Annotated in this window: 25 protein-coding genes and 1 tRNA gene; 14 read left to right on the top strand and 12 right to left on the bottom strand. The window is 68.0% G+C overall.

Features of this window, described 5'->3' with window-relative positions; translation table 11 throughout:
• Nucleotides 1–183: 183 nt before the first annotated feature.
• The 6 genes from ACSC1S_RS15185 to ACSC1S_RS15160 all read right to left on the bottom strand — a co-directional run bounded on the left by ACSC1S_RS15185 (nt 184) and on the right by ACSC1S_RS15160 (nt 6420).
• On the bottom strand, nt 184–708 hold the full coding sequence (locus ACSC1S_RS15185) for an NUDIX domain-containing protein (RefSeq protein ID WP_435365043.1): 525 nt from the start codon (nt 706–708) through the stop codon (nt 184–186).
• A gap of 3 nt (nt 709–711) precedes the next feature.
• A complete protein-coding gene (locus tag ACSC1S_RS15180) occupies nt 712–1815 on the bottom strand; it encodes a threonine synthase (RefSeq protein ID WP_435365042.1) in 1104 nt (367 codons plus the stop codon).
• Between the two features lie 5 nt (nt 1816–1820).
• Nucleotides 1821–2777, bottom strand: coding sequence for a succinylglutamate desuccinylase/aspartoacylase family protein (locus ACSC1S_RS15175; RefSeq protein ID WP_435365041.1), 957 nt, complete (start codon nt 2775–2777; stop codon nt 1821–1823).
• 85 nt (nt 2778–2862) lie between these two features.
• A complete protein-coding gene (locus ACSC1S_RS15170; RefSeq protein ID WP_435365040.1) occupies nt 2863–3999 on the bottom strand; it encodes a hypothetical protein in 1137 nt (378 codons plus the stop codon).
• 92 nt (nt 4000–4091) lie between these two features.
• Complete coding sequence (locus ACSC1S_RS15165; RefSeq protein ID WP_435365039.1) at nt 4092–5216, bottom strand: hypothetical protein; 1125 nt, start codon at nt 5214–5216, stop codon at nt 4092–4094.
• Nucleotides 5217–5271: 55 nt separating this feature from the next.
• On the bottom strand, nt 5272–6420 hold the full coding sequence (locus tag ACSC1S_RS15160) for a hypothetical protein (protein WP_435365038.1): 1149 nt from the start codon (nt 6418–6420) through the stop codon (nt 5272–5274).
• A 125-nt stretch (nt 6421–6545) separates the two neighbouring features.
• Here ACSC1S_RS15160 and ACSC1S_RS15155 point away from each other — a divergent pair, with 125 nt between their 5' ends.
• Together ACSC1S_RS15155 and ACSC1S_RS15150 are read left to right on the top strand one after the other, a co-directional pair.
• Complete coding sequence (locus ACSC1S_RS15155; RefSeq protein WP_435365037.1) at nt 6546–7892, top strand: MFS transporter; 1347 nt, start codon at nt 6546–6548, stop codon at nt 7890–7892.
• Nucleotides 7893–7955: 63 nt separating this feature from the next.
• Entirely contained in the window at nt 7956–8855 is a 900-nt protein-coding gene (locus tag ACSC1S_RS15150; RefSeq protein WP_435365036.1) for a DUF7536 family protein, read from the top strand.
• Here the strand turns inward: ACSC1S_RS15150 and ACSC1S_RS15145 are convergent.
• Nucleotides 8835–10052, bottom strand: coding sequence for a potassium channel family protein (locus tag ACSC1S_RS15145; protein ID WP_435365035.1), 1218 nt, complete (start codon nt 10050–10052; stop codon nt 8835–8837). The two genes, ACSC1S_RS15150 and ACSC1S_RS15145, sit on opposite strands and share 21 nt — an antisense overlap.
• A 257-nt stretch (nt 10053–10309) precedes the next feature.
• Here ACSC1S_RS15145 and citZ point away from each other — a divergent pair, with 257 nt between their 5' ends.
• The 3 genes from citZ to ACSC1S_RS15130 all read left to right on the top strand — a co-directional run bounded on the left by citZ (nt 10310) and on the right by ACSC1S_RS15130 (nt 12639).
• Nucleotides 10310–11446: a citrate synthase gene (gene citZ, locus ACSC1S_RS15140; protein WP_435365034.1), complete on the top strand. Its 1137-nt coding sequence runs from the start codon at nt 10310–10312 to the stop codon at nt 11444–11446.
• 324 nt (nt 11447–11770) lie between these two features.
• On the top strand, nt 11771–12238 hold the full coding sequence (locus ACSC1S_RS15135) for a hypothetical protein (protein WP_435365033.1): 468 nt from the start codon (nt 11771–11773) through the stop codon (nt 12236–12238).
• A gap of 56 nt (nt 12239–12294) precedes the next feature.
• Nucleotides 12295–12639, top strand: coding sequence for a hypothetical protein (locus tag ACSC1S_RS15130; RefSeq protein ID WP_435365032.1), 345 nt, complete (start codon nt 12295–12297; stop codon nt 12637–12639).
• Here the strand turns inward: ACSC1S_RS15130 and ACSC1S_RS15125 are convergent.
• Both ACSC1S_RS15125 and ACSC1S_RS15120 read right to left on the bottom strand, forming a co-directional pair.
• A complete protein-coding gene (locus ACSC1S_RS15125) occupies nt 12636–13136 on the bottom strand; it encodes a DUF8060 family membrane protein (protein ID WP_435365031.1) in 501 nt (166 codons plus the stop codon). The two genes, ACSC1S_RS15130 and ACSC1S_RS15125, sit on opposite strands and share 4 nt — an antisense overlap.
• A complete protein-coding gene (locus tag ACSC1S_RS15120; protein WP_435365030.1) occupies nt 13133–14155 on the bottom strand; it encodes a DUF7490 domain-containing protein in 1023 nt (340 codons plus the stop codon). Before ACSC1S_RS15120 ends, ACSC1S_RS15125 begins: the two co-directional genes overlap by 4 nt.
• A gap of 124 nt (nt 14156–14279) precedes the next feature.
• On the opposite strand from ACSC1S_RS15120, the gene ACSC1S_RS15115 reads away from it, so the two are divergent.
• Nucleotides 14280–16598: a PAS domain S-box protein gene (locus ACSC1S_RS15115; RefSeq protein WP_435365029.1), complete on the top strand. Its 2319-nt coding sequence runs from the start codon at nt 14280–14282 to the stop codon at nt 16596–16598.
• Here the strand turns inward: ACSC1S_RS15115 and ACSC1S_RS15110 are convergent, their stop codons facing one another.
• Complete coding sequence (locus ACSC1S_RS15110) at nt 16599–17966, bottom strand: MATE family efflux transporter (RefSeq protein ID WP_435365028.1); 1368 nt, start codon at nt 17964–17966, stop codon at nt 16599–16601.
• A 53-nt stretch (nt 17967–18019) separates the two neighbouring features.
• Here ACSC1S_RS15110 and ACSC1S_RS15105 point away from each other — a divergent pair, with 53 nt between their 5' ends.
• Together ACSC1S_RS15105 and ilvA are read left to right on the top strand one after the other, a co-directional pair.
• A complete protein-coding gene (locus ACSC1S_RS15105) occupies nt 18020–18427 on the top strand; it encodes a gamma-glutamylcyclotransferase family protein (protein WP_435365027.1) in 408 nt (135 codons plus the stop codon).
• Between the two features lie 259 nt (nt 18428–18686).
• Nucleotides 18687–19898, top strand: a complete 1212-nt coding sequence (gene ilvA / locus ACSC1S_RS15100; RefSeq protein ID WP_435365026.1) for a threonine ammonia-lyase — start codon at nt 18687–18689, stop codon at nt 19896–19898.
• A gap of 30 nt (nt 19899–19928) precedes the next feature.
• On the opposite strand, the gene ACSC1S_RS15095 is transcribed toward ilvA, so the two are convergent.
• Complete coding sequence (locus tag ACSC1S_RS15095; RefSeq protein ID WP_435365025.1) at nt 19929–20210, bottom strand: amphi-Trp domain-containing protein; 282 nt, start codon at nt 20208–20210, stop codon at nt 19929–19931.
• A 137-nt stretch (nt 20211–20347) separates the two neighbouring features.
• Nucleotides 20348–21217, bottom strand: a complete 870-nt coding sequence (locus ACSC1S_RS15090; protein ID WP_435365024.1) for a hypothetical protein — start codon at nt 21215–21217, stop codon at nt 20348–20350.
• Between the two features lie 141 nt (nt 21218–21358).
• Between ACSC1S_RS15090 and ACSC1S_RS15085 the strand changes: the two genes are divergently transcribed.
• The 6 genes from ACSC1S_RS15085 to thsB all read left to right on the top strand — a co-directional run bounded on the left by ACSC1S_RS15085 (nt 21359) and on the right by thsB (nt 25500).
• The gene (locus ACSC1S_RS15085) at nt 21359–21790 is read left to right on the top strand and encodes a PaaI family thioesterase (RefSeq protein ID WP_435365023.1); all 432 of its coding nucleotides are present in this window, start codon (nt 21359–21361) and stop codon (nt 21788–21790) included.
• A gap of 69 nt (nt 21791–21859) precedes the next feature.
• The gene (locus ACSC1S_RS15080) at nt 21860–22240 is read left to right on the top strand and encodes a Rid family detoxifying hydrolase (protein WP_435365022.1); all 381 of its coding nucleotides are present in this window, start codon (nt 21860–21862) and stop codon (nt 22238–22240) included.
• Nucleotides 22237–22437 (top strand): DUF7981 family protein, encoded by a 201-nt coding sequence (locus ACSC1S_RS15075; RefSeq protein ID WP_435365021.1) that lies wholly within the window; start codon nt 22237–22239, stop codon nt 22435–22437. The genes ACSC1S_RS15080 and ACSC1S_RS15075 overlap by 4 nt, the downstream gene beginning before the upstream one ends.
• Nucleotides 22438–22501: 64 nt before the next feature.
• A tRNA-Ser gene (locus ACSC1S_RS15070) sits at nt 22502–22583 on the top strand.
• A 300-nt stretch (nt 22584–22883) separates the two neighbouring features.
• Nucleotides 22884–23624: an SOS response-associated peptidase gene (locus tag ACSC1S_RS15065; RefSeq protein ID WP_435365020.1), complete on the top strand. Its 741-nt coding sequence runs from the start codon at nt 22884–22886 to the stop codon at nt 23622–23624.
• Nucleotides 23625–23856: 232 nt separating this feature from the next.
• Nucleotides 23857–25500: a thermosome subunit beta gene (thsB, locus tag ACSC1S_RS15060; RefSeq protein WP_435365019.1), complete on the top strand. Its 1644-nt coding sequence runs from the start codon at nt 23857–23859 to the stop codon at nt 25498–25500.
• Nucleotides 25501–25655: the final 155 nt, after the last annotated feature.

Genomic DNA, 25655 nt, shown 5'->3' with positions numbered 1-25655 from the left:
TCTCGCTAGCGTCCATAACCGCACCACTCCCTCCCCAGCCGACTCCTTTCACTTCGCTACGCTTCGTTCCAGTCGTCCCTCGCGCGACTCGACTTCGCGGGCTCACTGGCGTTCGCCACCCTCGTCAGCGCGCGCCACCCGCCACTGAAAAAGTAGAACCCCTTCGCTTCCACTCGACCCTGACTACCCAAACCGTTCCCAGGCGAGCCGCAGGCGCTGGGCGTGGTCTTCGTGCAGCACCTCGTCACTGGCAGCGAACGACTCGGGCGTGAACCAGCCGACTGCCTGCACCTCGTTCAGGGCCTCGGGCGCCCCCATCGTCTCCTCGGCGCGGACCGCGAACCCGATGGAGACGACGTACTTCCCCGCAAACGGGCCGCTCGTGAACGTCTCGAGGAGTGTCAACTCGTCGGGGTCGACGCTGACGCCGGTCTCTTCTTCGAGTTCGCGGGCGGCAGCTTCCTCGGGGGTCTCGTCGGCCTCCATGTGGCCGCCGGGGACGCCCCACTCGCCGATGCCTGGGTCGACGTCGCGCTGGCCGAGTAGCACGCCCTCGTCACCGACCACGGCGACGCCGGCGGTCGGGATGGGGTTGTGCCAGACGATGCGCTCGCAGGCGGGGCAGAACCGCCGGTCGCGCCCGTCGACGTGCGTGCTCTCGGTCTCGGTGCCACAGTCCGGGCAGAACGAGGCGGGGGACCTCGTCACGGCTCAGAGCGTCGTCAGGCCGCTCCCGGTGAGCGGGACGACCACGTCGTCGTCCTCGTCGAGGACGCCCATCTCGCGGTACTTGGTGAGCGCGGCGGGCGCGGTCGCACAGGTGGGTTCGACGTAGAAGCCGCGGCGGTGGAGGGCATCGAGCGTGTTCTCGACGATGTTCTCACCGAGGGCGATGCAGTCGCCGCCGGTGGCCTCGATGGCGTCGACGAGCTGGTCCTTCCGGGCCGGCTCGCGGATCTGGATCCCGTCGGCGATGTCGTTGGGGTGGTCGTCCTCGGTTTCGGGCGTGCCGTGGAAGGTGTCCGCGATGGGCGCGTAGCCGGCGGCCTGCGCGCCGAGCAGGCGGGGCATCGAGTCGATGATGCCAGCGCGCTGGAGCACGTCGAAGCCACGGTAGGCTCCCAGCAGGAGGGTGCCGTGACCGACCGGGGTGACAACGGCGTCGGGGGCACTCCAGTCGCGCTGGGCGGCGAGTTCGATGGCGAACGTCATCGTGCCGGCGTAGAACGCGGGGTTCCAGGCGTGGCTGGCGTACCAGCCCTCGCCGTTCTCGACGGCGTCGATGGCCGCCTTCGTCACGTCCTCGCGGGTCCCCTCGACGCGGACCGGGCGGGCACCCGAGCGCTGGATGGCCATGAGCTTCGACTGCTTCACGTCGGCCGGGACGTACACGTCGGCTTCGATGCCGGCGCGGGCCGCGTAGGTCGCGATGGCGGAGCCGGCGTTACCCGACGAATCTTCGATGACCTTCTCGACGCCGAGGCCGGCGGCCCGCGAGAGGATGGTCGTCGCGCCGCGGTCCTTGAACGAGCCGGTCGGCGAGACGTACTCGAGCTTGAACTCGGCGTCCCATTGGGGCGCGTCCACCAGTGGGGTGAACCCCTCGCCCAGCGTCACGCGCTGGTCGACCGGCATGAACTCGTGGAACGTCCAGAGGCCGCGGCGCGTGTCCAGCTGGCTGACGGGGAGCGGGTTCCCGTCCGGCAGTGGCGGCGTCTCGAGGTCGAGCGCGTGGCCGTCTGTCGGACACCGCCACGGTTCGTCCGCACTTGCTTCGTGTTCGGTGCCACACTCGGGGCAGTAGAGGTGCTGCATTGGAATCAGTAGGAGTCGATGTCCGTGCCGACCGAGCAGACGTACTCGCCGGTCGCGACCTGCGGGAGCCGCCGGGCGCGCCAGAAGATACCGTTCGAGTCGGCGGTCACTTCGGCCTTCAGCTGGCCGAACGGGTCGGTGACGGTGAACAGGACGTCGCCGCGGTCGACCTGCTCTCCGAGGTCGGGTTCGAACGTCACGAGCCCGCCGGCCGGCGAGCCGTACTGGTCGAAGCCCTTCGCGCGGGTCTGGGTCTCCGTCGTCGCGTCCTCGTCGAGGAAGTCGTAGTACCGGAGGACGTTGAACACGCCTTCGACACCGATTTCGATGCTCTCGTGGTCGAAGCCCACGGTGCCGCCGAGTTCGGGGTCGATGGTCGGGATGCCCTCGTCGGGACCGGCTCGTGCAAGCTGGCCGTCGGGGCCCTTCTGGTCGAGGATGTGGCCCGCGCCGAACACCTTCGCGAGTTCGAGGCACTTCTGGTGCAGGCGGTGGCGGCGGCCACAGCGCACCCGCGTCTCGTTTATCATCCGGCTGTCCGACCCCTGGTGGAGGTCGAGGATGAGGTCGGCGTCACGGGCCGCGTCGAAGGTGGCCGCGGCGAGGCGCTCGGACGAGGTGCCGTCGTGGTCGCCGGGGTAGGTTCGGTTCAGCTTCGTGTCGTCGATGGGGTTCCGGTGCGAGTCGATCTGGAAGCCGTGGTAGTTCACGATGCCGACGATGCGTATCTCGCCGGCCAGCGTCGCCGGGTCCAGCTGGGGGAACACCTCTCGGATGACGCCGACACCGTTCAACTCGTTCCCGTCGCTCACGGCCTGCATGTAGAGGGTCCGGCCGTCCCGTTCGCCGTTCACCACGGCGACGGGGAGGCCGACCGGGCTGCCGTCGCGGGTCTCCCCGACGGTCAGGCGACCGGTGTCGACCTCGCCGGGGGCCGCGCTCGCGGTTCCCAGGGTCGTCATTGCCCTACAGATAGGTCGGTCACCCTTTAGGTGTTCGGTATACGAACCGACATGCGGCGGCGTCACCCGCTGGGTTTTCGCGGCCTCAGACCTCGCGGTTGACGTAGTTCGCGCCGTTGAGGAACATCGAGACGCCGGTTCGCCCCACGAACTCGTGGGTCGCGCTCCCGCCGTCCGCCTCGCCGAACTCCATCGCCAGCTGGCCGTTCTCGACCCACACGTCGAGTCGCCCGCCCGTCTGGAGCGTCTGACTGATGCGCGTGAACCCGAGGTGTCCCGAACCGTCGAACATCGTCAGCTCGGTGCCGGCCGGAATCGGGTCGCCGCTCTCGTGTTCGATGGTGACGACGCGACGGTCGTCGCTCATCGAGAGTGCCACCTCGGGTGCGCGCCGTCGGGCCTCGGCGGTCCACGACGGCTCCGAGACGCTGGTTCTGCCGACGTCGCTGGTCTCGATGCGCGCGAGCCGTGATTTCTCCTTCCCGTCGTACTCGGCGACGAACGTGAACTCGGCCACCAGTTCCTCGATGATACCGCGCTCGTCGACGGTGAGGTCCGCGCCGAACTCGTTCACCGACGTGGCACCGAAGCGGTTCTTGAGCGGCGTGGGGTCGGCTACCCCGGTTGCCTGCAGGTCCCACGTCACCACGTCGCCGCTCGTATCCGGTTCCGACGGCGCGCCAAACGTCCCTGCCCGGAGCAGCTTCTGGAGGAACCGGTAGGCGGTGAACTCCCGGGCGGGAAGCGTCATCGGGGTCGCGCCGTACCGGACCTGTCCCTGGTGGGTCTGTCGCCAGACGACCCCGCGGCTGCTGTGGTACTTCTTGACCTCGGTGTTGAACTGGGTGGTTTCGAGGACCCGACCATCGTCCGCGACCTGGTACAGTGCGTTCTCCAGGTCCCCACCGAACTCCTGGTCGACGATGCGCCGACGGAGCGTGAACGAGGACCCCGTGAGGGCGCTGCTGTGCGTGTCCGCGAGGTAGGTCTTGATACCGTCCTCGTCGAGTCCGGAGGGGTAGTCAGGCACCTCCGAGGCGGAGCCCTCGGTCTCGGCGGTGGTGTCCGCCTCGGTCGCCGTTGCCGTCGCAGTCGGCGTCTCGGACGCGGTCTCGGATACGGTCTCCTGACCGGTGGTCGCGGCTCCCGAGTCTTCCAGTCTCAGACAGCCTGCGGTACCAGCGAGGACGGCGAGGGTGCCGAGGAGGTGTCGGCGTTGCATACCTGTGCCGTTCCGAGCGACTCGCCTAAACGTATCGGCCGTTTCGGAATACGAGTCGAGAGCCGAGCGGGGACCGCGACTCTCCTCGGTCGTCACTGCGGCAGCTCGATGTTGCCGAAGTACTCGGCTCCCTCGCGGTGCATCCAGAAGCCGTACCGGCCGTCGAGGGGCGTGGGGTTCGCGTCCGCCGGCTTGCCGCCGCGGTTCCAGCGGAACCGGTCGTCCTCCATCCAGAGGTAGAGCGTGGTGCCGGCCTCGACCGGCTGTTCGAGGTCGCGGTACCCCCAGTTCCCGCGGCCGTTGCGGTCGTAGAGGACGACGGCGGTTCCCGGGAGCATCGCGTTGCCGCCCTGGTGGTCCATCCGGACGTAGTTCCCGTCGTCGGTGATGCGGGCAGTCACGTCGGGTGCCTGCTCGACCGCGGTGCTGTACCAGTCCGGTTTCGAGGCGTCGGTCGAGCCGATGTCCGCCGCCCGGTAGTCGACGCGGACCTTGAACAGGCGGTCGGCCTCCTGGTGGAGGTACGAGAACTCGGCGACCAGTTCGGCGATCGCGCCGCTCTCGAGGACTGTCCCCTCGGCAGCGTACGACTTCAGCTCCTTCCCCTCGTACTCGTCCATGAGCGCCTGGGGCTCGCCGATGCCGTCGGCCGTTATCTCGAAGGCGCGGTCGTCGGTCTCCTCCGGGGCGTCCCACTGGCCGGCGAGGATGAGCGTCCGGAGGTCCCGCGCCCGGATGAGCTCCTGGCGGTCGAAGGCGGACCGCTGGCGGCCGTAGGTCGACTGTCCACCGACGTCCTGTCGCCAGTAGGAGCCGTCTGCGGTGCGGTACATGTCGATGGCGCTGCCGTCCTGCCAGCGCTCCAGTGCCCCCTCGTCGCCGACGAGCGCCTTCCGTGCCTCGTTGGTATCGCCGCGGGTGAGGTTCGTCGACCGGAAGGAGACGGTGAAGGAGGTCCGCGAGAGCGCGTTGACGTGTGCGTCGGCCAGGTAGACGGCCACGCCGTCGTCCTCGAGCCCCGGCGGTCGGTCGAGCGGTTCGGCGGACTGCGCTTCGGTCGCGGTGTCGGCCTTCGTGTTGGCTGCGGTCCCGGTCCCCGTGTCCGTCACGGAGAACGTCGGGGGTCGTGTCGTCTCGGTGTCTCCTCCGCTGAGGCGGAGACAGCCGGCGGAGCCGACGAGTGCCCCCATCGTCCCCAGTAGTCGGCGTCGTCGCATGTCGAGTCGATAGATAGATTTGACGTGTTAAAAGTCCGACGGCACCGTCGGAGCACTACTTCGGCAGCTCGATGTTGCCGAAGTACTCCGCGCCCTCGCGGTGCATCCAGAAGCCGTACCGGTCGTCGAGGGGCGTCGGGTTCGCGTCCGCCGGCTTGCCGCCGCGGTTCCAGTGGAACTCGTCGTTCTCCATCCAGAGGTAGAGCGTCGTCCCGGCCTCCACCGGGTCTCGTAGCTGGCTGTAGCCCCAGTTGCCGCGATCTTGTGGGCCGCGGTCGTAGAGGACCACGTTGGTTCCGGGCAGCATCGCGGTGCCCCCGGCGTGTTCCATCCGGACGTAGTTCCCGTCGTCGGTGATGCGGGCAGACACGTCGGGTGCCTGTTCGACCGCGGTGCTGTACCAGTCGGGCTTGGAGGCGTCGGTCGACCCCACGTCGGTCGTCCGGAAGTCGACGCGGAGTTTGACGAGTCGGTCTTGCCCGTCGTCCTCCCGCAGGAGCGAGAGTTCGGCTGTGAGCGTCGACACGATACCATCTGGCCGGACTTCCCCTTCCGCGGTGAACGACTCGACGGACTTCGCCTCGAACCGCCAGTCGTCTTTCAACCTGCCCGTCTCGCCGACGCCGTCGGCTTCGATGGTGAACGTCCGGTCGTCGGTCTCCTCGGGTGGCTTCCACTGTCCGGCGGCGAAAAGCTCCCTGAGCTGGCGGGCCCGGGCGAGCTGCTGGCGGTCGAAGTCGTACCGGCCGTGGCCGTAGGTGGACTGCCCGCCGACGTCCTGTCGCCAGTACGAACCCTCGGCGGTGCGGTACATGTCGATGGCGCTGCCGTCCTGCCAGCGCTCCAGTGCGGCCGACCCGCCGACCAGTGCCTGCTTCGCCTCCGCCGTTTCACCCCTCGTGAGGTGGGTCAACCGCCACGTCGTGGTGAAGGAGGTCCGCGAGAGGGCGTTGAGGTGGGCGTCGGCGAGGTACGCCTCGACCCCGTCGCCCTGCAGCCCCGGCGGTCTGTCGACGGGTTCTGCGGTGCCAGATTCGGTCGTGGTGTCGGCCTTCGTGTTGGCTGCGGTTCCAGCCGCGGTGTCGGTCGCGGAGACCGTCTGCGACCCTGCCGTTCCGGTCGCCCCACCGCCTTCACTGAGACGAAGACACCCGGCAGAGCCGACCAGTGCCCCCATCGTCCCCAGTAGTCGGCGTCGTTGCATGTTGGTGTGTCGTTCGCCCGAACTGTCATAAATCGCGTGGCCGACCGCACTGTGCAGTACGACCCCGTCGGTCGCAATCGGGCACGACCGAACCGGTTTTGTCGGCCTCGCTCACAGACACGTCTATGGCAGAGAGCGACACGCCCGGGGCGCTCACGTACTTCCGGCAGTTCTTCGCGCTGGAGCGGGACGTGTTCGTGCTCTCGGTGGCGATGTTCGCGTTCAGCCTCGGCTTCCAGATGACGGGCCGGTACATGGGCGAGTACATCGTCGCACTGGGCGGGACCTCGGTCGTCGTCGGGCTGTACGGGAGCTTCGGGAACCTCATCGGGGCGGTGTACCCGTATCCCGGCGGGGCCGTCTCGGACCGTATCGGCTCGCGGACCGCCCTCACCGCCTTCGGGTTCGCCTCCGCGGTCGGCTTCGCGCTGTGGCTGTTCGCCGAACAGCTCGCGGTCGGGCCGATTCCGGCGTGGGCGTGGATTTTCGCGGGGCTGGTGTTCGCACAGGCCTGGAAGTCGTTCGGGCTGGGCGCGACGTTCGCCATCGTCAAGCAGTCGGTGCCGACCGACCAGCTCGCGACGGGCTTCGCCAGCACCGAGACCTTCCGCAGGGTGGCGTTCCTGATCGGTCCGCTCGTCGCTGCCGGACTCGTGGCGGCCTACGGGTTCGACCTCGGCTTCCGGTACGTCATCGCGGTCGCCTTCGGGGCTGCACTCGTCGCGACCGTGGCGCAGTACGTCCTCTACGAGTCGGAGGGCGACTCCTTCGGGAAGGAGTTCGCCGGCGTCTCCCAGATTCGCGACGACCTCGCGAGCCTCCCGGCACCCCTGCGCCCCCTGCTCGTCGGGGACACTCTGGTCCGGTTCGCGAACGGGATGGTGTACGTGTTCGCGGTGCTGGTCGTCACCCGCGAGTTGCAGACCACGGCGACGATCTTCGGCGTCTTCCTCGCCCCGGAGGCACTGTTCGGCGTGTTCCTCGCCGTCGAGATGGCGGTGGCGCTGCTGACGATGGTGCCCGTCGCCAAGCTCACCCAGCGCTCCGGCCTCGTGCCGGTGGTGGGCCTCGGCTTCCTCGTCTACTCCGTCTTCCCGGTCCTGCTGGTGAACGCGCCCGACGGCGGCCTCGACATCGCGGGCATCGCCCTCTCCGAGGCGGTCGTCGTCGGGGCCATCTGGGCCTTCTCCGGACTCAGGTTCGCCGGCCTCCCGGCGCACAAGGCGCTCATCGTCGGCCCGGCCGAGAAGGACGCGGGCGGGCGCGTCACGGGGTCGTACTACCTGGTCCGGAACGCCATCACCATCCCGAGCGCCGCGGTCGGCGGCTGGCTCTACAGCACCGGCGGGCTCACGCTGGCCGGTCTCGACCTCTCGGGCCCCCAGCTCGCGTTCACGGTCGCGACCGTCGTGGGCCTGCTCGGGACCGGCTACTTCCTCGTGCGGGGCGAGGAGTTCGGCCCGTACGCGTGAGGGCCACGGAACCGCCAGCGAGGGACCGACGCGGATTTGTGCCTCAGTTCCCAAGGTCGGCCTGTGAGCGAGAACACCGACACAGGCCAGGACCGCCCGGGCCGCCCGCCGATGGTCCAGTTCTTCGCGGCCCTCGGCGCGGGCCGCAATGTCAAAATCGGCGTCGCGAGCGGCCTGGTCCTCGCGTTCGGGCTGTTCGTCTTCTTCGTCGCGATTCCGAGCATCGTGGCGGACGTGCGCCCCCGGACGGGCTCGCCCCTGCTGTTCGTGGTGCTCGCGTTCGTCGTCTTCGTCTCGACCGCGATGTTCGTCGCGACGGTCCTCACCGCCCGCAACGCCGTCGCAGAGGTCATGGACCCGCCGAAGTGGGTGCGTCGCGCCGGGACCGTCGGCGCGCTCGGCGGGCTGGTCTGGGTCGGCCTCTCGGGGCTCGCGGTGCTGTCCGAGACGACGTCGCTGGTCGCGGCTGCACCCTCGGGTGCGACGCTGTCGGCCGCCGCGCTGCTGTTCCTCCCCGGTATCTGGGCGGTCTACACCAGACTCAAGTTCGTCGCAGGTGACCTCGGTCGCCTCGCCGTCCTCACGTCGGTCGTCGGGCTCGGCACCGTCCACGTCGGCGCGTTGCTGACCCCGGAGCCGGTGCTGTCGACGACCCAGGTCCCCCTCGTCACGCCCTTCACCACGGGGCTGGGCCTGCTGCTCGTCGGGACGTTGCTGTTCGGGCTCGCGGCTCGCGAGGAGTTTGGCGGGCTGGCACTGGCCGCAGCGGCCGTCGTTCCGCTGTCGGCGGTCGGCTTCGCCGCCGTCGCCGTCACCTCGGTCCCGGCCTGGGTCGGGCTCCTGACGGTGTCGCCACTCGGGCTCGCCTGGATACTGCTCGGAAAAGCGTGCCGCGACTCGCCGACGCCGGCGGGCTGGGAGCCCAGCGACGACGACGACGAGCTATTCGAATTCGTCGAGTGAGTCGTCGCCCACCAGTTCTGCCAGTCGGGTCGCCCCGGTGCGGGTCCCTTTCGCGATGAACACGTCGCCGACGCGGAGCTCCGTCTTCGGTCCCGGCATTATCTCCCAGTCGTTCCCCGCGGCGTCGCGGTGACGGACCGCGATGACGCGCATCCCGGTGTCGGTCCGGACCATCTGCTCGCCGAGCGTGGTGCCCGCGAGCTGGCTGCCGGGGGCGACGGTCAGCCGGACGATGACCTCGTCGGACTCGAAGACGGCCTCGGCGACGACCGGGTGGGTGCCCATCCCGCGGAGGACGCCCTCGGCGATCTCGAGGGCGGCGTCGCTGATGACCTCGGTCGCGCCCGCCAGGTGCATCAGCCCGCGCAGGCTGACGGGGTCGTCGACACGTTCGGCGGCCTGCAACACCCACGCCTCGAAGCGGGATTCGAGCGCGTCGACCTCGGCCTCGAGTTCGGCGACCTCTTCGGCCAGTGCCTCGCTGCCGTACAGCACCGAGCCGTAGGCCACGTCGACCGCGAGTTCGCTCATGTTCTTCATGAGGACGATGGAGTCGACAGCCCGTTCGAGGTCCTCGATGCCCTCCTCGACGGGTTCGGGTGCGACGAACTCGTCGCCGGTCACGTTCTGGTAGACGGTGGCGACGTTCTCCTCGGCACCGCGGAGCAGGACCACGTCACCGGGTTCGAGGACGGTGTCCTTGCCGGGGTTGAGGTGCCAGTCGCCGCCGCGACGCATCGCGATGAGGCGGACGCCCGTCTCGGTCTCCATGTTCAGGCTCCCGAGGCTCCGGCCGGTGACCGACGAGTCCGCCGCGACCGTGGCGCGGACCACCGTCTCGACGGCCTCCGGCAGGGTCGTCCGGATGGCGTCCGGCAGGCCGATCTCCTCGAGGACGACCTTCGCGATGTCGCCGGTCGCGTCGCTGATCTTCTCGGTCGCGCCGACCATCCCCAGCACGGGGGCGAGTTCCTCGGCGTCCTCGGGCGAGCGCGCGGCCATCATCAGGCTCATGCGGGCCCGCATCTGCAGGACGTCCATCCGGTCCTCGAGTTCGAGCACCTCCTCGGCTACCTCCGAGCTCCCCAGCAACACCGCCGAGAACGACAGGTCTATCATCAACTCGGCGGTGTCTTTCATCTCCGCGAGCACCTCCTTGACGCTCACGGGCTCGTACTCGACGTCACCGGCATCCATGGCCCGACGTTCGCCCGGCCGCGAGAAAAGCGTTGCCCGGCTCCATCGTGCGGGGGGCCCACTGCCCAGAACCCACATCTTCATGTCGTATCACAGGTCGTCTGTGAGGATTATCTCGTCGGTGGGCCAGATTCTCACACAGTTGTCTAATTCCAACTGGTGATGGGTTGAAACGAGTTGGGGTGTTTTGGGCAGACTTCCAGCAGTAACGGCGTAAACGACAATACTTTTCGGGGGGCGTGCGCAAGGCTCAACGTATGTCTGACGACCTCAAGAAAGGGCTGGAGGGCGTTCTGGTCGCCGAATCGGATCTGAGCTTCATCGACGGTGACGAAGGGCGTCTCATCTATCGCGGGTACGCGATCGAAGACCTCGCCCGCGATGCCAGCTACGAGGAGGTCCTCTACCTCCTCTGGCACGGGAAACTCCCCAATCGCGAGGAACTCGACGACTTCACAGCGCAGATGGCTGCGGAGCGACACGTCGACGAGGGAGTCATGGAGACGGTCCGCGAACTCGCCGAGCAGGACGAAGAGCCGATGGCCGCGCTCCGGACGACCGTGTCCCAGCTCTCGGCGTACGACCCCGACGCTGGCGCCGACTCCACCGACGAGGACGCGAACCTCCGAAAGGGTCGCCGCATCACCGCGAAGATCCCGACCATCCTCGCCGCGTTCGTCCGCATCCGCAACGGCGACGACCCCGTCGAGCCGCGTGACGACCTGAGCCACGCCGCGAACTTCCTCTACATGCTGAACGGCGAGGAGCCCGACGACGTGCTCGCCGAGACGTTCGACATGGCGCTCGTGCTCCACGCTGACCACGGCCTGAACGCCTCGACGTTCACGACGATGGTCATCTCCTCGACGCTCGCCGACCTCCACTCCACGATTCCGGGCGGCATCGGTGCCCTCTCGGGCAGCCTGCACGGCGGCGCGAACCAGGACGTGATGGAGGCCCTGCTCGAACTCGAAGAATCGGGGAAGGACCCCGTCGAGTGGGTCGAGGACCGGCTCGACGCGGGCGAGCGCGTCCCCGGCTTCGGCCACCGCGTCTACAACGTCAAGGACCCCCGCGCGAAGATCCTCTCCGAGAAAAGCGAGGAACTCGGCCAGGCCGCGGGGACGCCCCAGTGGCACGACTACTCGGTCGCTATCGAGGAGTACCTCACCGCCGAGAAGGGTCTCGCCCCGAACGTCGACTTCTACTCCGCCTCGACGTACTACCAGATGGGCATCCCCATCGACATCTACACGCCCATCTTCGTGATGAGCCGCGTCGGCGGCTGGATCGCCCACGTGCTGGAGCAGTACGACGACAACCGTCTCATCCGGCCGCGTGCGCGGTACGTCGGGCCGATGGACGAGGCGTTCGTCGACGTCGACGAGCGGTAGAGCGCGACCGGAGGGAGCGTCTTTTTAGCCCAGCTTTTTCGAGGAGGGGTGCGCGGAGCGCACCCGACGATGAAAAAGGTGGTCGCATAACCGTCTCATCCGGCCGCGTGCGCGATACGTCGGGCCGATGGACGAGGCGTTCGTCGACGTCGACGAGCGGTAGAGTGCGAGGTGGCGGAGTCACCTCGATGGTGAACGGGCCGCAGGCCCGTGAACCCGCCCAGCCAGCGCGTTCTAGCCGTTTCTGACGAGGGAGTCACAACCCCACAACTCCTCGGCCCACCGCGAGTTCCCCCTTTTGCCAATCGTGCCGTTTCTCTGGATATGCGCTCTAGACGACAGCTCCTCGCCGGCCTCGCCACCGCCGGCCTCGCCGCACTGGCCGGCTGCACGAGCCTCGGCATCGGCGGGGGTGGCCGGACCGTCGACTGCTCCAGCCGGGGGTCCATCCCCACGCCCGGCCCCATCGGGATGGTCCGGGCGGAAGCGGACGGGGACCGGGTCCTGTTCCTCATCGGGGTGAAAGCCGAGGCGGTCGAGACCGAGGCGGTCGTCCGCATCGGGGTGTACGACCAGGACGGGGGGCTGGTCCACGACGTGCCGGTGATGGACAACCAGGAGGACAACGGCCTGACCGTGACCGGGCTGGAACCGGGGATGATACCCTACGCCGTCGACCTCGGGCCGGCACCGACTCACGGCTGGTACCGGGTGGTGGCGTACGACCAGGCGGGCGAGGTGGTCGGGGAAGCTGTCGAGCGATTCAACTGTTTCGTCGACGGGACTGTCTGAGCCGGGGTTCGAGACTAAAGGCGGTCCCTATCCCCTGCGGTCCCGTCATACCGCATATGGAACCTGATGTGTGCGCGGCCATTCAGGCGAACCGGATGGTCGAGTTCGAGTACGATGGCGTGGGCCGCGTCGTCGAACCGTTCTATCACGGTACCACCAGGTTCGACGAGGAACTGCTCTGTGGCTACCAGCGGCCCACGGCGGCGGACCAGACCGGCGGAAGCGACGATGTCGGGGGAGCGGCGGTGGCCGATTTCCTCACGACGGGGGACGGCTGGCGGGTGTACGACGTGAACCGGATCGCCGACCTGCGCCTGACTGACCGGTCGTTCCCGGGGAACCGGGCGGTCCCGGCCGACGTGTTCCAGAACTCGCTGGACCACGAGTGCTGTCGCCTCTAGTCGGCGTTCGACTCGGTCAGCCCGCGCGTGATACGGACGATACCCACGAGCGACAGCGCCAGCAGGACGAGGGCGAACGCGGCCTGCACGAGCGGTTCGAACTCCGTCCCGACCCAGAGCCGGATGAACCGCGAGGCGTTCGAGTAGAAGACGCCGAGCATGTACAGCGAGACGAGGGTGAGCACGCCGAGCGCGAGCCAGGAGAGTTTCGTGCGCAGGTCGCGGTCGGTCCGGGCATCGCGCTGGGACCGGCGGGGCTCACGACCCTGGGCCTCACGGCGGTCGGTGGCGGCCGGTTCCGCGTCCCTGACGGGGACGTCTTCGTCTGCGGCCGTGTCGTCCTCGTGGTCGGTGTCGATGTCGTCGCTGGCTGCCCGGTCGGTGCTGTCGATGTCGGTGGTGTCGGGGTCGTGGTCTGGCATGCTGTCGGCGTCGCTGGTAGTGGTCTCGGGGTCGGTGCCACCGTGCTGGTCGGCCGGTGGGTCGTCGCGGCTCATCGGTGGACCCTCCGTGCGACCAGTGCGGTCACGAGCACCGCGACGAGGGCAACGGGCAGGCCGAAGCCGGGCTGGCCGCCGGCGTCAGCCTCTGGCGATGCCGTGGTGGGTGGGCCCGTCGCTGGACCGTCACCGGTCTCGAAGTCGCCGGACTCGAAGCCCCCAGCCGACCGGGTCCAGTTGACCGTCAGCCCCTGTCCGGGCGCCAGGTTCGCGACGGAGCGCTCGGTCCCGACGATGGTGTCGCCCTTCCAGAGGATGGCATCGAGGTAGTAGTTGTACCCATCTGGCACGGTCAGGTCGGCGGTCGGCGTCACCGTCTCGCCCGGGGCGACCGACCCGACCTGGACCGTGGTCTGGTCGGCGACGACGTTCGAGCCGTTCTGGCGGGCTTTCAGGACGAACCGGAGGTTCTCGGCGGGGTCGTCACCGGTGTTCGTCAGGTAGGTCGTCACGGCCAGTGTCGCCCGGTCGTTCTCGACCGAGGCGACCCGGTACTCGATGACGGGGAGCTCGGCGTCGCCGTCGAACTCGTGGAAGCCGACCGGGGTCTCTGCGTAGGCCGGAGTCAGGCTGTCGACGCCGGAGACGGTCCGCGAGCCGACCGTCATACGCTCCCCGTCGCGGTAGAGGACGGCCTCGACGCGGTAGCCACCCTCGCGGGGGACCGAGAGACGGCCGGTCCGGTTCAGCTCCGACTCGTTCCGGAGGTCGCCGAAGGCGAGTCGCGTCGTCGCCTCGACGAGGCCGGAGTCGGTGTCGACCGCCCGGAGGACGACGGTCACGTTCGGGGCGGGGTTACCGCGGTGTTCGACGTAGGGCGTCACCTGGAGGGTCGCGGTCCCACCGGTGACCTGCCCGGCCGAGATCGTCATCTCGGTGAGTGCGACCCGGCCCGGCCGTTCGACCGGTTCGTCGGCGGGTGGGGGCTGGAGGGCTCCCGGGACGGCCACGAGGACGCCGGCAGTGACGAGGAGGGCGGCCACGACGACCGCAGCCAGTCCCGTCTCTGGTTTCATAAGTGCCGATTCAGTCGGTTTTATTAAATGTCTTGTGTGGTGAGGGGACGACATCCCGGGGCCGAAACCACTTAGTCAAACACTCCCATGATTGGTGGTAGTTACTCGACCACTCGATTCGCTGATGATGGGACACGACACTGTTTCCGTGTCCGTCCTCTGTGTCGACGGGGATGCGGACCGTCGGCAGGCGCTGGTTTCGGCCATCGCCGAGACGGCTCAAGAGACGGAGACGGTGACTGCAGAGACGGCGGCGGCAGCTCGTGACCGGGTTGCGGACCCGACCGAGCGACCGGACTGCGTTCTTACGGCTGCCAGCCTCCCCGACTCCGACGGTGTCGGCTGTCTCGGGGATGTCCGCGACGTGGCGTCGAAACTGCCGGTCGTCGTGGTCACGACGGACCGGGAAGCGGTCGCCGCTGCCGCACTCGACGCGGGTGCGACCGACGTGGTCGACTGGGGCGACGAGACGGCACGGCGGCTGGCTGCGAGACGAGCGGTCGCGGCCGCACGACACTTCCGGGCCGAGAGCGGCCGGTCGGCCGACGCTCGCGTCGTGACCATGTTCGAGAACACCAGCGACGCGATCGCGGAAGCCAGGCTCGAGGGTGACCACGCGTACGTCATCCGTGTAAACGAGTCGTTCGGCAAGGTGTTCGGCTACGACCCCGAGGAGATGGTCGGCCGGGACCTCGACGAGGTGGTCCACCCCCCGGGCCGCCGCGATATCGGGCGCGAGTACAACAGGCGGGTCGCGGCCGGCGAGTCGTTCGAGACCGAGGGGACCCGGATAACCGCGGACGGCCCGCGAGAGTTCCTGATGCGTTCGGTCCGCATCGGCGACCGGAGCGACCTGGCCTACTTCGTCTACACCGACGTCACGGAGCGAAAGCAGCGCGAGAAGGTCCTGCGGATGATGCACGACGCCACCCGGGAGATGATGGTCGCCGAGACGAAGGCCGACGTGGCCGGCCGGGCGGTCGCGACCGGGCTGAACGTCCTCGGGCTGCCACAGACCACGGTGTTCCTCGTCGACGGTGACGTGCTCGACCCGGTGGCGACGACGGATATCGACGGCGTGGACCCGGTCCCGCTCGACCGGCAGACGGCGCTCGCCGACCTGTTCACCAACGGGGAGACGGGAACCTGCTTGCTCCCGGGAGCGAACGAGGACACCAGGGTTCTGGCGGTCCCACTCGGCAGGCACGGCGTGCTGACGGCGGGCGGGCTCCACGACGAGTCGGTCGACGACGCGACGGTGCGAGTCGCCGAACTGCTGGCGACGAACGTCGTCTCTGCGCTGCAACGGGCCGAACGTGAGGACCTCCTCCGCGAGCGCGAGGCCGAGGTCAAACAGCAGCGTGACCGGTTCGCGGCGCTGTTCGAGAACATCCCCGACCCGGCGGTGTCGTACGTGTTCGAGGGCGACGGGACGATGCAGGTCCGGGCGGTCAACTCATCGTTCGAGACGGTGATGGGGTACGACGAGGCGACCATCGTCGGCAGGGACCTCGACGAGTTCATCGTCCCACCCGGCAAGGAGGGCGAGGCGACCGGGCTCAGCGAGGAACTCATCGCCGGGAACTCGATCCACGCCGAGGTCCGTCGCCAGACGGCGAACGGACTGCGTGACTTCATCCTCCACGGCGTCCCGGTCACGCTCGGTGAGCACAGCGTCTTCGGCTTCGCCATCTACACGGATACGACCGAGCAGAAGGAGCGCGAACGACAGCTTCGACGGCAGAACGAACGCCTCGACGAGTTCGCCAGCATCGTGAGTCACGACCTTCGCAACCCACTGACGGTGGCCCGGGGCCACCGCGACCTGCTGGCCGTGGAGTACGACCACGAGTCGCTGGAAGAACTCGACTGGGCGCTCGACCGGATGGAGGACCTCATCGAGGACGTGCTCGCTCTCGCCAGGAAGGGGAAGACGGTCGAGGACCCGGAGCCGGTCCCGTTCGAGCGCATCGTCACGGACGCGTGGGCGGGGTGTGACACCACCGGGTCCGACCTGATACTGGCCGACAGTTTTCCCCGGGTGCTGGCCGACGGCGAGCGCATGCGGGCCCTGTTCGAGAACCTCTTTCGCAACAGCGTGGAACACGGTTCCACGAGCAGCCGGGCGCAGCCCGGCGACTCGGTCGAGCACGGCACCACGGATGGCACCGGCGTCACCGTGACGCTCCAGCACCATCCAGCGGGATTCTCGGTCGCCGACGACGGCCCCGGCATCGACCCGGCGGACCGTGACCTCGTGTTCGAGCAGGGGTACACCACGGCGTCGGAGGGGACCGGGTTCGGGCTGGCCATCGTCGAGGACATCGCGGAAGCGCACGACTGGTCGGTGCAGATAGACGACGCGGCACCCGGGGCGCGGTTCGTGTTCTCGGGGGTGGAGTGGTGCGACGAGGCGGTGCTGGACGACGACGTGGAAGCCTGATCAGTCCGCCGCACTGCCCCGGTCGGCCATCATCTTCGCGGCCCGTCTCGCCCAGTCACCACGCACGAAGCCGACCGTGACGAGCACGGCAGCCAGCCCGTAGTACCCGATGATGCCACCGTACGCGCCGAGCACGCCGTAGCCCAGCGTCACGCCGACGACGTAGCTGAAGCCGAGGAAGAACACGAGCAGGCCGGCGACCCGGGCGACGAACGGGGTGCGTGTCTCGCTGCCGCCCTGGAGGCTCCCCGAGAACACGACGAAGGTGACGAGCGCGGGTGCGGCCAGCCCGTAGGTGCGGGCGAAGTCGACCGCGTAGCCGACGGTCGCGGGGTCACGGGTGAAGACGCGGACGAACAGGGGCGCGCCGACGACCAGTGCGAGGCCGATGCCCCCGACGGTCACCAGGCCGAGCAGGGCGGTCGCGATTCCGTTCTCCTTCGCCTGGTCCGGGTCGCCCTCGCCGAGTGCCTGCCCGACGACGACGCTCGCGGCGACGCTGTAGCCGCGAGAGAGGGGACCGGTCACCTGCTGGTAGAGACGGCGACCGACCTGGAAGGCGGCGTTGACCTCGGTTCCGAAGCCGAGCAGGAGGGCGTTGAACGGGAACTCGGCGAGGGTGTCGGCGAAGCCCTCGACGACGCGGGGGGCCGAGACGACGACGAGCTGGCGAGCGATGATGGGATTCGACGGCCGGGCGAAGCCGGCACTGGTTCCACCGAGCGACATTATCGTACAGAGCACGACCGCGGTGAACACGTTGCTGAAGGCGGTCGCGAGGCCGACGCCGACGATCTCGTAGCGCTGGAACCCCAGCAAGCCGAGGCCGAGCACCACGCTCCCGACGATGTTCAGCCCGTTCGAGACGATGTTGACGTACATCGGGGTGCGGGTGTCGCCGGTCCCCTGCAGGGAGCGGGCGGCGATGAGCGACACCTGCCGGGCGGGCGCGGTCGTGAAGACGATGGCGAGGTAGGTGCCGCCGAGCTGGGCGACGCTGTCCGACGCGCCGAGCAGCGAGATGGCCTCGCGGCCGAACAGGAAGCCGAAGGCGACGAACGGGATACCGGCGACCAGCCCGAGCAGGATGGCCTGGGTGACCGCCTCGTCTCGGTTCGCCTGTGCCCCGGCACCGGTGTCCTGGCTGGAGAGTGCGATGGCACCGCCGCCGAGCCCGAGGCCGATCCGCAGGGGGAAGCGGGCGTAGAGGTCGGCGAGGCCGATGGCGGCGATGGCGGCCGGCGAGAACAGTCCGGTGACGATGATGTCGGTGGTTCGCATCCCAGTGCGGAACGTCTGCTCGACCATCACGGGCCACGAGAGGCCGAGGACGCGCCGCCACACCGACAGTAGCCGGCCGCGGTTCATGGTCGGGTTTCCCGGTCTCGGGTCTTTTAGTCGTCGGAAGCGGAAGCCGCGTCATGGACTGTTTCGTCTACGGGACGCTCACGGACCCGGCCCGCGTCGACGAGCTGCTGGACGACTGGCGCTTCGGCCCCGACGCTGTCCTCCGGGGCGCACACCGGGTCGAGGGCCAGTACCCGACGTTGGCACCCGGCGGAGAGACGCCCGGGAGAATCCTCCGGACCGACGAGATCGACGCGCTGGACCGGTACGAGGGCGTCGACCGCGGGCTGTACGTCCGGGTGGCGGTGCCGTGGGCGGAGGGCAGTGGCGACCAGCCAGGCGGAGACGTGCAGGTGTACGTCGGGGACCCGGCCAAACTCGCTGTCGAGGACTCCATCGAGTGGCCCGGTTCGGGGTCGCTTGACGCCAGGGTCGCGAGCACCATGGCCCGGGAGTGTACCGTGGTCGCACGACCCGAATGACGACCGGCAGACACCCGTCTGACGCCCCTTTCACAGCGCCGCAGTCTTGCGATTACACTTTCACTCCGCTTGGCTGGCGTTTATATGGGTTCCGCCCAGTTCTCCACTTGCACGTCACACGCGTGCTCCCCCGTATTCCCCTTTCAGACCAACACCCGCGAGCCGCTGGCTCGAACACCGGTCAGGGTGGTCGCGTCTCGTCGGCGTCGCAGAATTCTCGTGCGAAAATAATTAACGACGTGCCCGCCGACGTTCCTGTATGCTCGAACTCGACGACGTGTTGGAAGCGATGCCCCGGGTACGTGAGACCTCGCGGCACACACCCATCGAGTACTCCCACACCTTCTCGGATATGACGGGAGCCGCGGTCCACCTGAAGATGGAGAACTTCCAGCGAACCGGGTCGTTCAAGATCAGAGGCGCGACCAATCGAATCATGACGCTTTCGGATGACGAGAAATCTGCCGGCGTGGTGACGGCGAGCGCCGGTAACCACGCCCAGGGCGTCGCCCTCGCGGCCACCCGCTCCGGGGTCGACGCGAAGATCGTCATGCCGGAGTACGCCCCCATCTCGAAGATAAAGGCAACCCAGAGCTACGGGGCCGAGGTCGTCCTCTACGGGACCGACTACGACGAGGCCGCCGAGAAGGCCCACGAACTGGAAGAAGAGGAGGGCCGGACCTACGTCCACGCCTTCGACGACCCGTACGTGATGGCCGGGCAGGGGACCATCGCGCTGGAGATCCTGGAGGACCTCCCGGAGGTCGAGACCGTCGTCATCCCCATCGGCGGCGGCGGCCTCATCTCCGGGATGGCGACCGCCATCAAGGCCAAGAGTCCCGAGACGCGGGTCGTCGGCGTCCAGGCCGAAGGCGCCTCGAGCGTCGCCCAGTCCCTCCAGAAGGGCGAGCGCTACGAGCTCGACAAGGTCGACACCATCGCGGACGGTATCGCGGTCCGTGGTCCCGGCACGCAGACCTTCGAGGTCATCAAGGAGCGCGTCGACGAGGTCGTCACGGTCTCGGACCCCGAGATCGCGATGGCGCTGACGTACGTCCTCGAACGCGGGAAGACGCTGGTCGAGGGCGCGGGTGCGGCTCCGCTCGCGGCCATCCTGTTCAACAAGTTCGACTACGACGAGGGCGAGGTCATCGTCCCGGCGATGTGCGGGGGCAACATCGACCTGAACATGCTCACGACGGTCGTCATGCGCGGGCTGGTCGCCACGGGCCGCTACGTGAAGATAAAGACGGTCCTGCGCGACCGCCCCGGCTCGCTCGAAGAACTGCTGCACATCATCGCCGAGAAGAAGGCGAACATCTACGCCATCCAGCACGACCGGACCTCCCGGCAGATCGGCATGGCCGACACCGAGGTCGAGGTCGACCTCGAAACGAGGGGCCACGACCACGTCGAGCAACTGCTGGAGGCGATTCGGGACGCGGGCTACGAGGTCGAAGTGCTGGTCTGAGTCACGTCGCCGCTCTCCTCTCGCAGGACCTCACTCGATGGAGAGGTCGCCGCTGTCGTCGCTCCCGTTCTCGTCCCACTCCAGGGCGAACTCGAGCTCGATCTCCGGCGACTTGCCGGACTTCGAGGTCTCCCGTTCGATTTCGACCTCGAACTCGACGCGCCCCGGTACCGAGAGCGTCACCGAGTCGCCGCCGGATTCCAGCGTGAACTCGCCACCGGAGTCGAGTCGGTCCGCGACCGTCCGAAGGTACTGTGCGACCTCGCTCGTGGTCATGTCCCGTTCGAACTCGAACAGCGTCTCTTCTGGCATTCGTCCAGCTACGGCACGCAGGCTATTGACTCTGCGTATCGGCACAAGGAGGAGCATCGCTCTGGTCGGGCCTGCCACGGCTCCGGGTCGCGCCTGTCACCGCTCGAGGTCGCTCCTGTCCCGCTCGCCGCTGGCAGCTACTCCGGGTCGTCGGCCGCCGTCACCCCGGCGTACCTGACCGTCAGGAACTGCCTGCCGAACACCCACATCTCGTGGGTCGCGACGACGCTCGCGTTCCCGTCCAGTGCCGGCGGCGCACCCGGCGCGTCGACCGGCCACACCCGGAACCGCTGTTTCATGGGTAGTTCGAAGGTCCCAACCGGCGTCACGAGGTAGAGCCCCGGGCCGCCGTCGGTATCGCTCACGAGTTCGACCGCACCGGCGTCTCCGAGGTGGCGAATCGACAGCACCGTCGAGAGATTCGTGAAGGGAAGGGGAACGCCGATGTTGACGAACCGTTCGTCCCCTCGCACGTGGGTCGCGTACATCGCGGTGAACACGCCTTCGCCAGTGTCGCGGTCGGTCCGGACCCAGGCCCGGGCACCCTCGCGGGGGTCGGCGGCCGGGTCGAGCCGTTCCAGGTGGTTCGTCAGGTGGCGAACCCGCGAATCGCCCGGTGCGGGGAGGTTCAGCTGTTCGAGGGCACCGGTGAGCAAACTCGCCAGCCACGCGCCGGTCCGGAAGGGGCGGTGCCACTCCGCGGTCAGGGCGAGGTCGTACTGGCTCGTCTGTTCGTAGAACTTCCGTACCTCGGGTGCGACCAGTGCGGGGTCGAAGTCGGGGCGAGCGAAGGTACCGAGGTCGTCCATCTCGCCGGGCAGCTCCTCGCCCGTCCCGACGCCGGAGCGCGCGACCCAGTTCGAGCCGATGCGTCCCCGGGCCGTGAGCGGGCAGAGGGGAACGTCGGTGACGCGCGCCGCGAGGAGTCGGCTGGCAGCGACCAGCAGCCCGCCCGCGAGCACGAGTCCGGCGAGGGCTCGTCTGGCCGGTGAAGCCGGGTGAGTCATCACGTCGATTCGTGGGGAGGCGAGTCCAAAGGCACCACGGTTCCGGCCACTCGCTGGCGGCTGGGGTCCTCCTGAGTCACTCTGTGGACCGGGTTTCGAGGGGCACACAGCTATTTCTCGCCAGCCCACGAGCAATCGTCCGTGAACGAGGAACACTTCCGGAAACTGGAGGGGATGTACGCCAGCGCCCCGGTCAACGACTTCTACGACCCGGAGTTGACCGTCCGCGAGGGTGAAGCCGAGGTCGTGACGCCCGTCGACGAGTCCCTGTGTCACGCGCTGGGGGGTGTCCACGGCTCGGTGTACTTCAAGGTGCTCGACGACGCGGCGTTCTTCGCGGCGAGTTCGCTGGTCGAGGACGTGGCGGTTCTCACCACGGAGTTCAACATCTACCTCGAACGCCCAGTCTCGGCGGGCGAGATTCGCGCCGTCGGCGAGGTCGTCAACGACAACCCGCGCCAGCTCATCGCCGAGGCCGTGGCGTGGGACAGCGATGGCAACGAGATCGCCCGCGGCAGCGGGACCTTCCAGCGCAGCGGGATGGAGTTGACGCCGGACGTCGGGTACGAGTGACGGCGGGAGCGCGGAAACGTTGCCGGGGAGTCGGGGGTTTTTAAGACGGCGGCGGTCGTCGGCCCTGACATGAAGCGAATCATCAGCACGGACGAGGCACCGGCCGCGGTCGGGGCGTACAGTCAGGCGACGACGAACGGCGACATCGTGTTCACCGCCGGCCAGATTCCGATGACACCGGACGGCGAACTGCTGGACGACGAGTCCATCACGGTCCAGACCCGCCAGTCCCTCGAGAACGTCAGCGCCATCCTCGAGGAGGAGGGCTGCACCATGGAGGACGTGCTCAAGGTGACCGTCTTCATGGACGACATCGAGGACTTCGACGAGATGAACGACGCGTACAAGGAGTACTTCCTCGACAACCCGCCCGCCCGCTCCGCCGTCGAAGTCGCGAACCTCCCGAAGGGCGTCGGCGTCGAGATCGAGGCCATCGCGTCGAACGAGTGAACCAGAGAGCGAAATCGGCCCTGCTGTGGGGTGCTGTCGGCCTGTTCGCCTTCCTCGTGCTCTACCAGGGGTACGTGGTACTCGGGAACGACGGTGTCGGCTTCCTGCCGGCGCTCGGCGTGGCTCTCGTCGTGGGTGCCGCGGTCGCCGCTGGGGCCTACGTCGCCGAGTTTCGCCTCCTCACCAGGGGGCGGTAGACTTTCGCACACCGTCGGACGAAACAAAGCCGTTAAATGCAACACCCGGTAACTCACTGGTGAAGCCAGGATGGCCGAACGGTAAGGCGCACGCCTGGAAAGCGTGTTCCCTTTCGGGATTCAGGGTTCAAATCCCTGTCCTGGCGCTCTCAGGATTTCACCGTCACGAGCAACCAGCTCGCTGTGTTGCGAGCAGTCGTGAAATCCTACACGCGTGAGAAGGGATTTGAGGGAGACGAGACGGAGCCCGGACCGGCCGAAGGCCACACGCCCGGACCGTCTCGGCGTGGTTCAAATCCCTGTCCTGACGTTTCTCACTGATTCACTTCCGACGAGCACCGCCTCCCGCCCCCAACCCCTTCGTTTCCGGTGCAACATTGGCTATCAGGGTGTTCCTGCCTGCCGGGTAACCCCCGCTTTTGTGGCTCCCACGCGTACGCAGGCGCATGTGTGGTCGCTACAGTCTCTTCGTGACGCCGGACGAGCTGGAAGAACGGTTCGGCGTGTCCGTTCCTGCAGACTACGGACCGCGGTACAACGCGGCACCGCGGCAGGACCTGCCGGTCATCCGGGCCGATCCGGACGCCGAACTCACCCGGGCGAACTGGGGGTTCCTCCCGTCGTGGACCGACGACCCGGACGACGCGCCCCGACCTATCAACGCCCGGTCGGAGACGGTCCGGGACAAGCCGATGTTCCGGGACGCCTTCGCGTCGGCGGGTGCGGGGGCGGACCTCGCCACGGCGGGTCGGTGTCTCGTCCCCGCAGACGGGTTCTACGAGTGGAAAGAGGAGGGAGGTGGAAAACAGCCCTACCGCGTGACACTCGCCGACGAGAAGCCGTTCGCGATGGCCGGGCTGTATGCCGTCTGGGAGGGCGTCGAGAAACAGACCGGGCTGGACGCCTTCGCGGGCGGCGGGAAGGCGGAGCCCGAGACCAGACGGGTCGTCTCGTTCACGGTCTGTACGACCGAGCCGAACGACCTCGTGGCTGACCTGCACCACCGGATGGCGGTCATGGTTCCCGAGGGCGAAGAGGAGACGTGGCTCCACGGCGGGGTCGAGGAGGCAGCCGGTCTGTTCGAACCGTATCCCGCAGGCGAGATGCGGGCGTACCCGGTGTCGACGGCGGTGAACGACCCGGCGAACGACTCGCCGGCGGTCGTCGAAGAACTCGGCGCGAACTGAGCACGCCGGTCTCGACCCGTGGACGTGCCTGCTCGCCGGCACGATACTATATAAATGCCTGTGTTCGGCGACCAGATTGCCGGCTCGTGGTTTGGTAAAGATGTGCATGGGTCGGGTGGTGGATGGCCACTGTACTGCGATTAGGCGGGTTTCCTGCTGGCCAGCCTCCCCACCTGCGCCGCACCGAATACCCAACTTTTATATAGAAGCACAATCAATGCCTCGACTGAACATGAGCCAGCGAATGCAGCAAGGTCAGCCGATGATCGTGATGTCCGACGAGTCCCAGCGCGTCAAGGACCGTGACGCGCAGGAGTACAACATCCAGGCGGCTCGCGCAGTCGCCGAGGCCGTGCGTTCCACACTCGGCCCGAAAGGGATGGACAAGATGCTCGTCGACTCGATGGGCGACGTCACCATCACGAACGACGGCGTAACCATCCTGAAGGAGATGGACATCGACAACCCGACGGCCGAGATGATCATCGAGGTCGCCGAGACGCAGGAAGACGAGGCCGGTGACGGCACGACGACCGCCGTCGCCATCGCGGGTGAACTCCTCAAGAACGCCGAGGACCTCCTCGAGCAGGACATCCACCCGAGCGCCATCATCAAGGGCTTCCACCTCGCCAGCAAGCAGGCTCGCAAAGAGGTCGACGACATCGCAGAGCGCGTCGACGCCTCCGACGAGGAACTCCTCAAGAAGGTCGCCGAGACCTCCATGACGGGCAAGGGCGCAGAGCTCGACAAGGAGCACCTCGCCCAGCTCATCGTCGACGCGGTCCAGTCCGTCACCGTCGAGGGCCAGGTCGACATGGAGTACCTCAACATCGAGACCCAGACCGGCCAGCCCGCCTCCGCCTCCGAGCTCCTCAAGGGCGCGGTCATCGACAAGGACCCGGTCCACGACGACATGCCGAAGACGGTCGACGACGCCAAGGTCCTCCTCCTCAACGAGGCCATCGAGGTCGAGGAGGCCAGCGTCGACACCGAGGTCAACGTCACCGACCCGACCCAGCTCCAGCAGTTCCTCGACCAGGAGGAGAAGCAGCTCAAGGACAAGGTCAACGCCATCGTCGAGTCCGGTGCTGACGTCGTCTTCTGCCAGAAGGGCATCGACGACCTCGCACAGCACTACCTCGCGAAGGAGGGCATCCTCGCCGTCCGCCGCGTGAAGAAGTCCGACATCCGCTTCCTGCGCGAGATCCTCGGCGCGTCCGTCGTCTCCGACCTCGACGACTTCGACGCCTCCGACCTCGGCGCGGGCTCCATCAGCCGCGACGCCGAGGACGAGCTGTTCTACGTCGAGGGTGCCGAGAACGCCCACGGCGTCACGCTCACCCTCCGCGGCTCCACCGACCACGTCGTCGACGAACTCGAGCGCGGCGTCACCGACGCCCTCGACGTCGTCGCCCAGACCGTCTCCGACGGCCGCGTCGTCGCTGGCGGCGGTGCCATCGAGGTCGAAGTCGCCTCGCGTCTCCGTGACTACGCCGACTCCGTCGAGGGCCGCGAGCAGCTCGCCGTCGAGGCGTTCGCTGACTCCCTCGAGCTCGTGCCCCGCGTCCTCGCCGAGAACGCTGGTCTCGACTCCATCGACATCCTCGTCAACCTCCGCTCCGAGCACGAGAGCGGCAACAAGCGCGCCGGCCTGAACGTGTTCTCCGGCGACATCGAGGACACCTTCGACGCTGGCGTCGTCGAGCCCGCTCACTCCAAGGAGCAGGCGTACACGTCCGCCACCGAGGCCGCGAACCTCGTCCTCAAGATCGACGACATCATCTCCGCCGGCGACCTGTCGACCGACAAGGGCGACGACGAAGGCGGCGCACCCGGCGGCATGGGCGGCATGGGTGGCATGGGCGGCGCGATGTGAGAATAGGCTAACACCTACTTCACACCACTCGCCGACCACCTGTCCCGACCCGCAGACAGCCAGACGCAGTTTCCGAATCGCAGTTTTCCGTTTTCGTCTGTCATCCCACACACTCCCGTTTCCCGCGCTGGACAGCGACAGCCCAGCGAACTGGA

This window comes from Haloarchaeobius pelagicus (assembly GCF_051207375.1).
Taxonomy (GTDB): Archaea; Halobacteriota; Halobacteria; order Halobacteriales; family Natrialbaceae; genus Haloarchaeobius.
The sequence above is the reverse complement of the archived record's forward strand: the minus strand, read 5'-3'. Positions and strand labels throughout refer to the sequence as shown.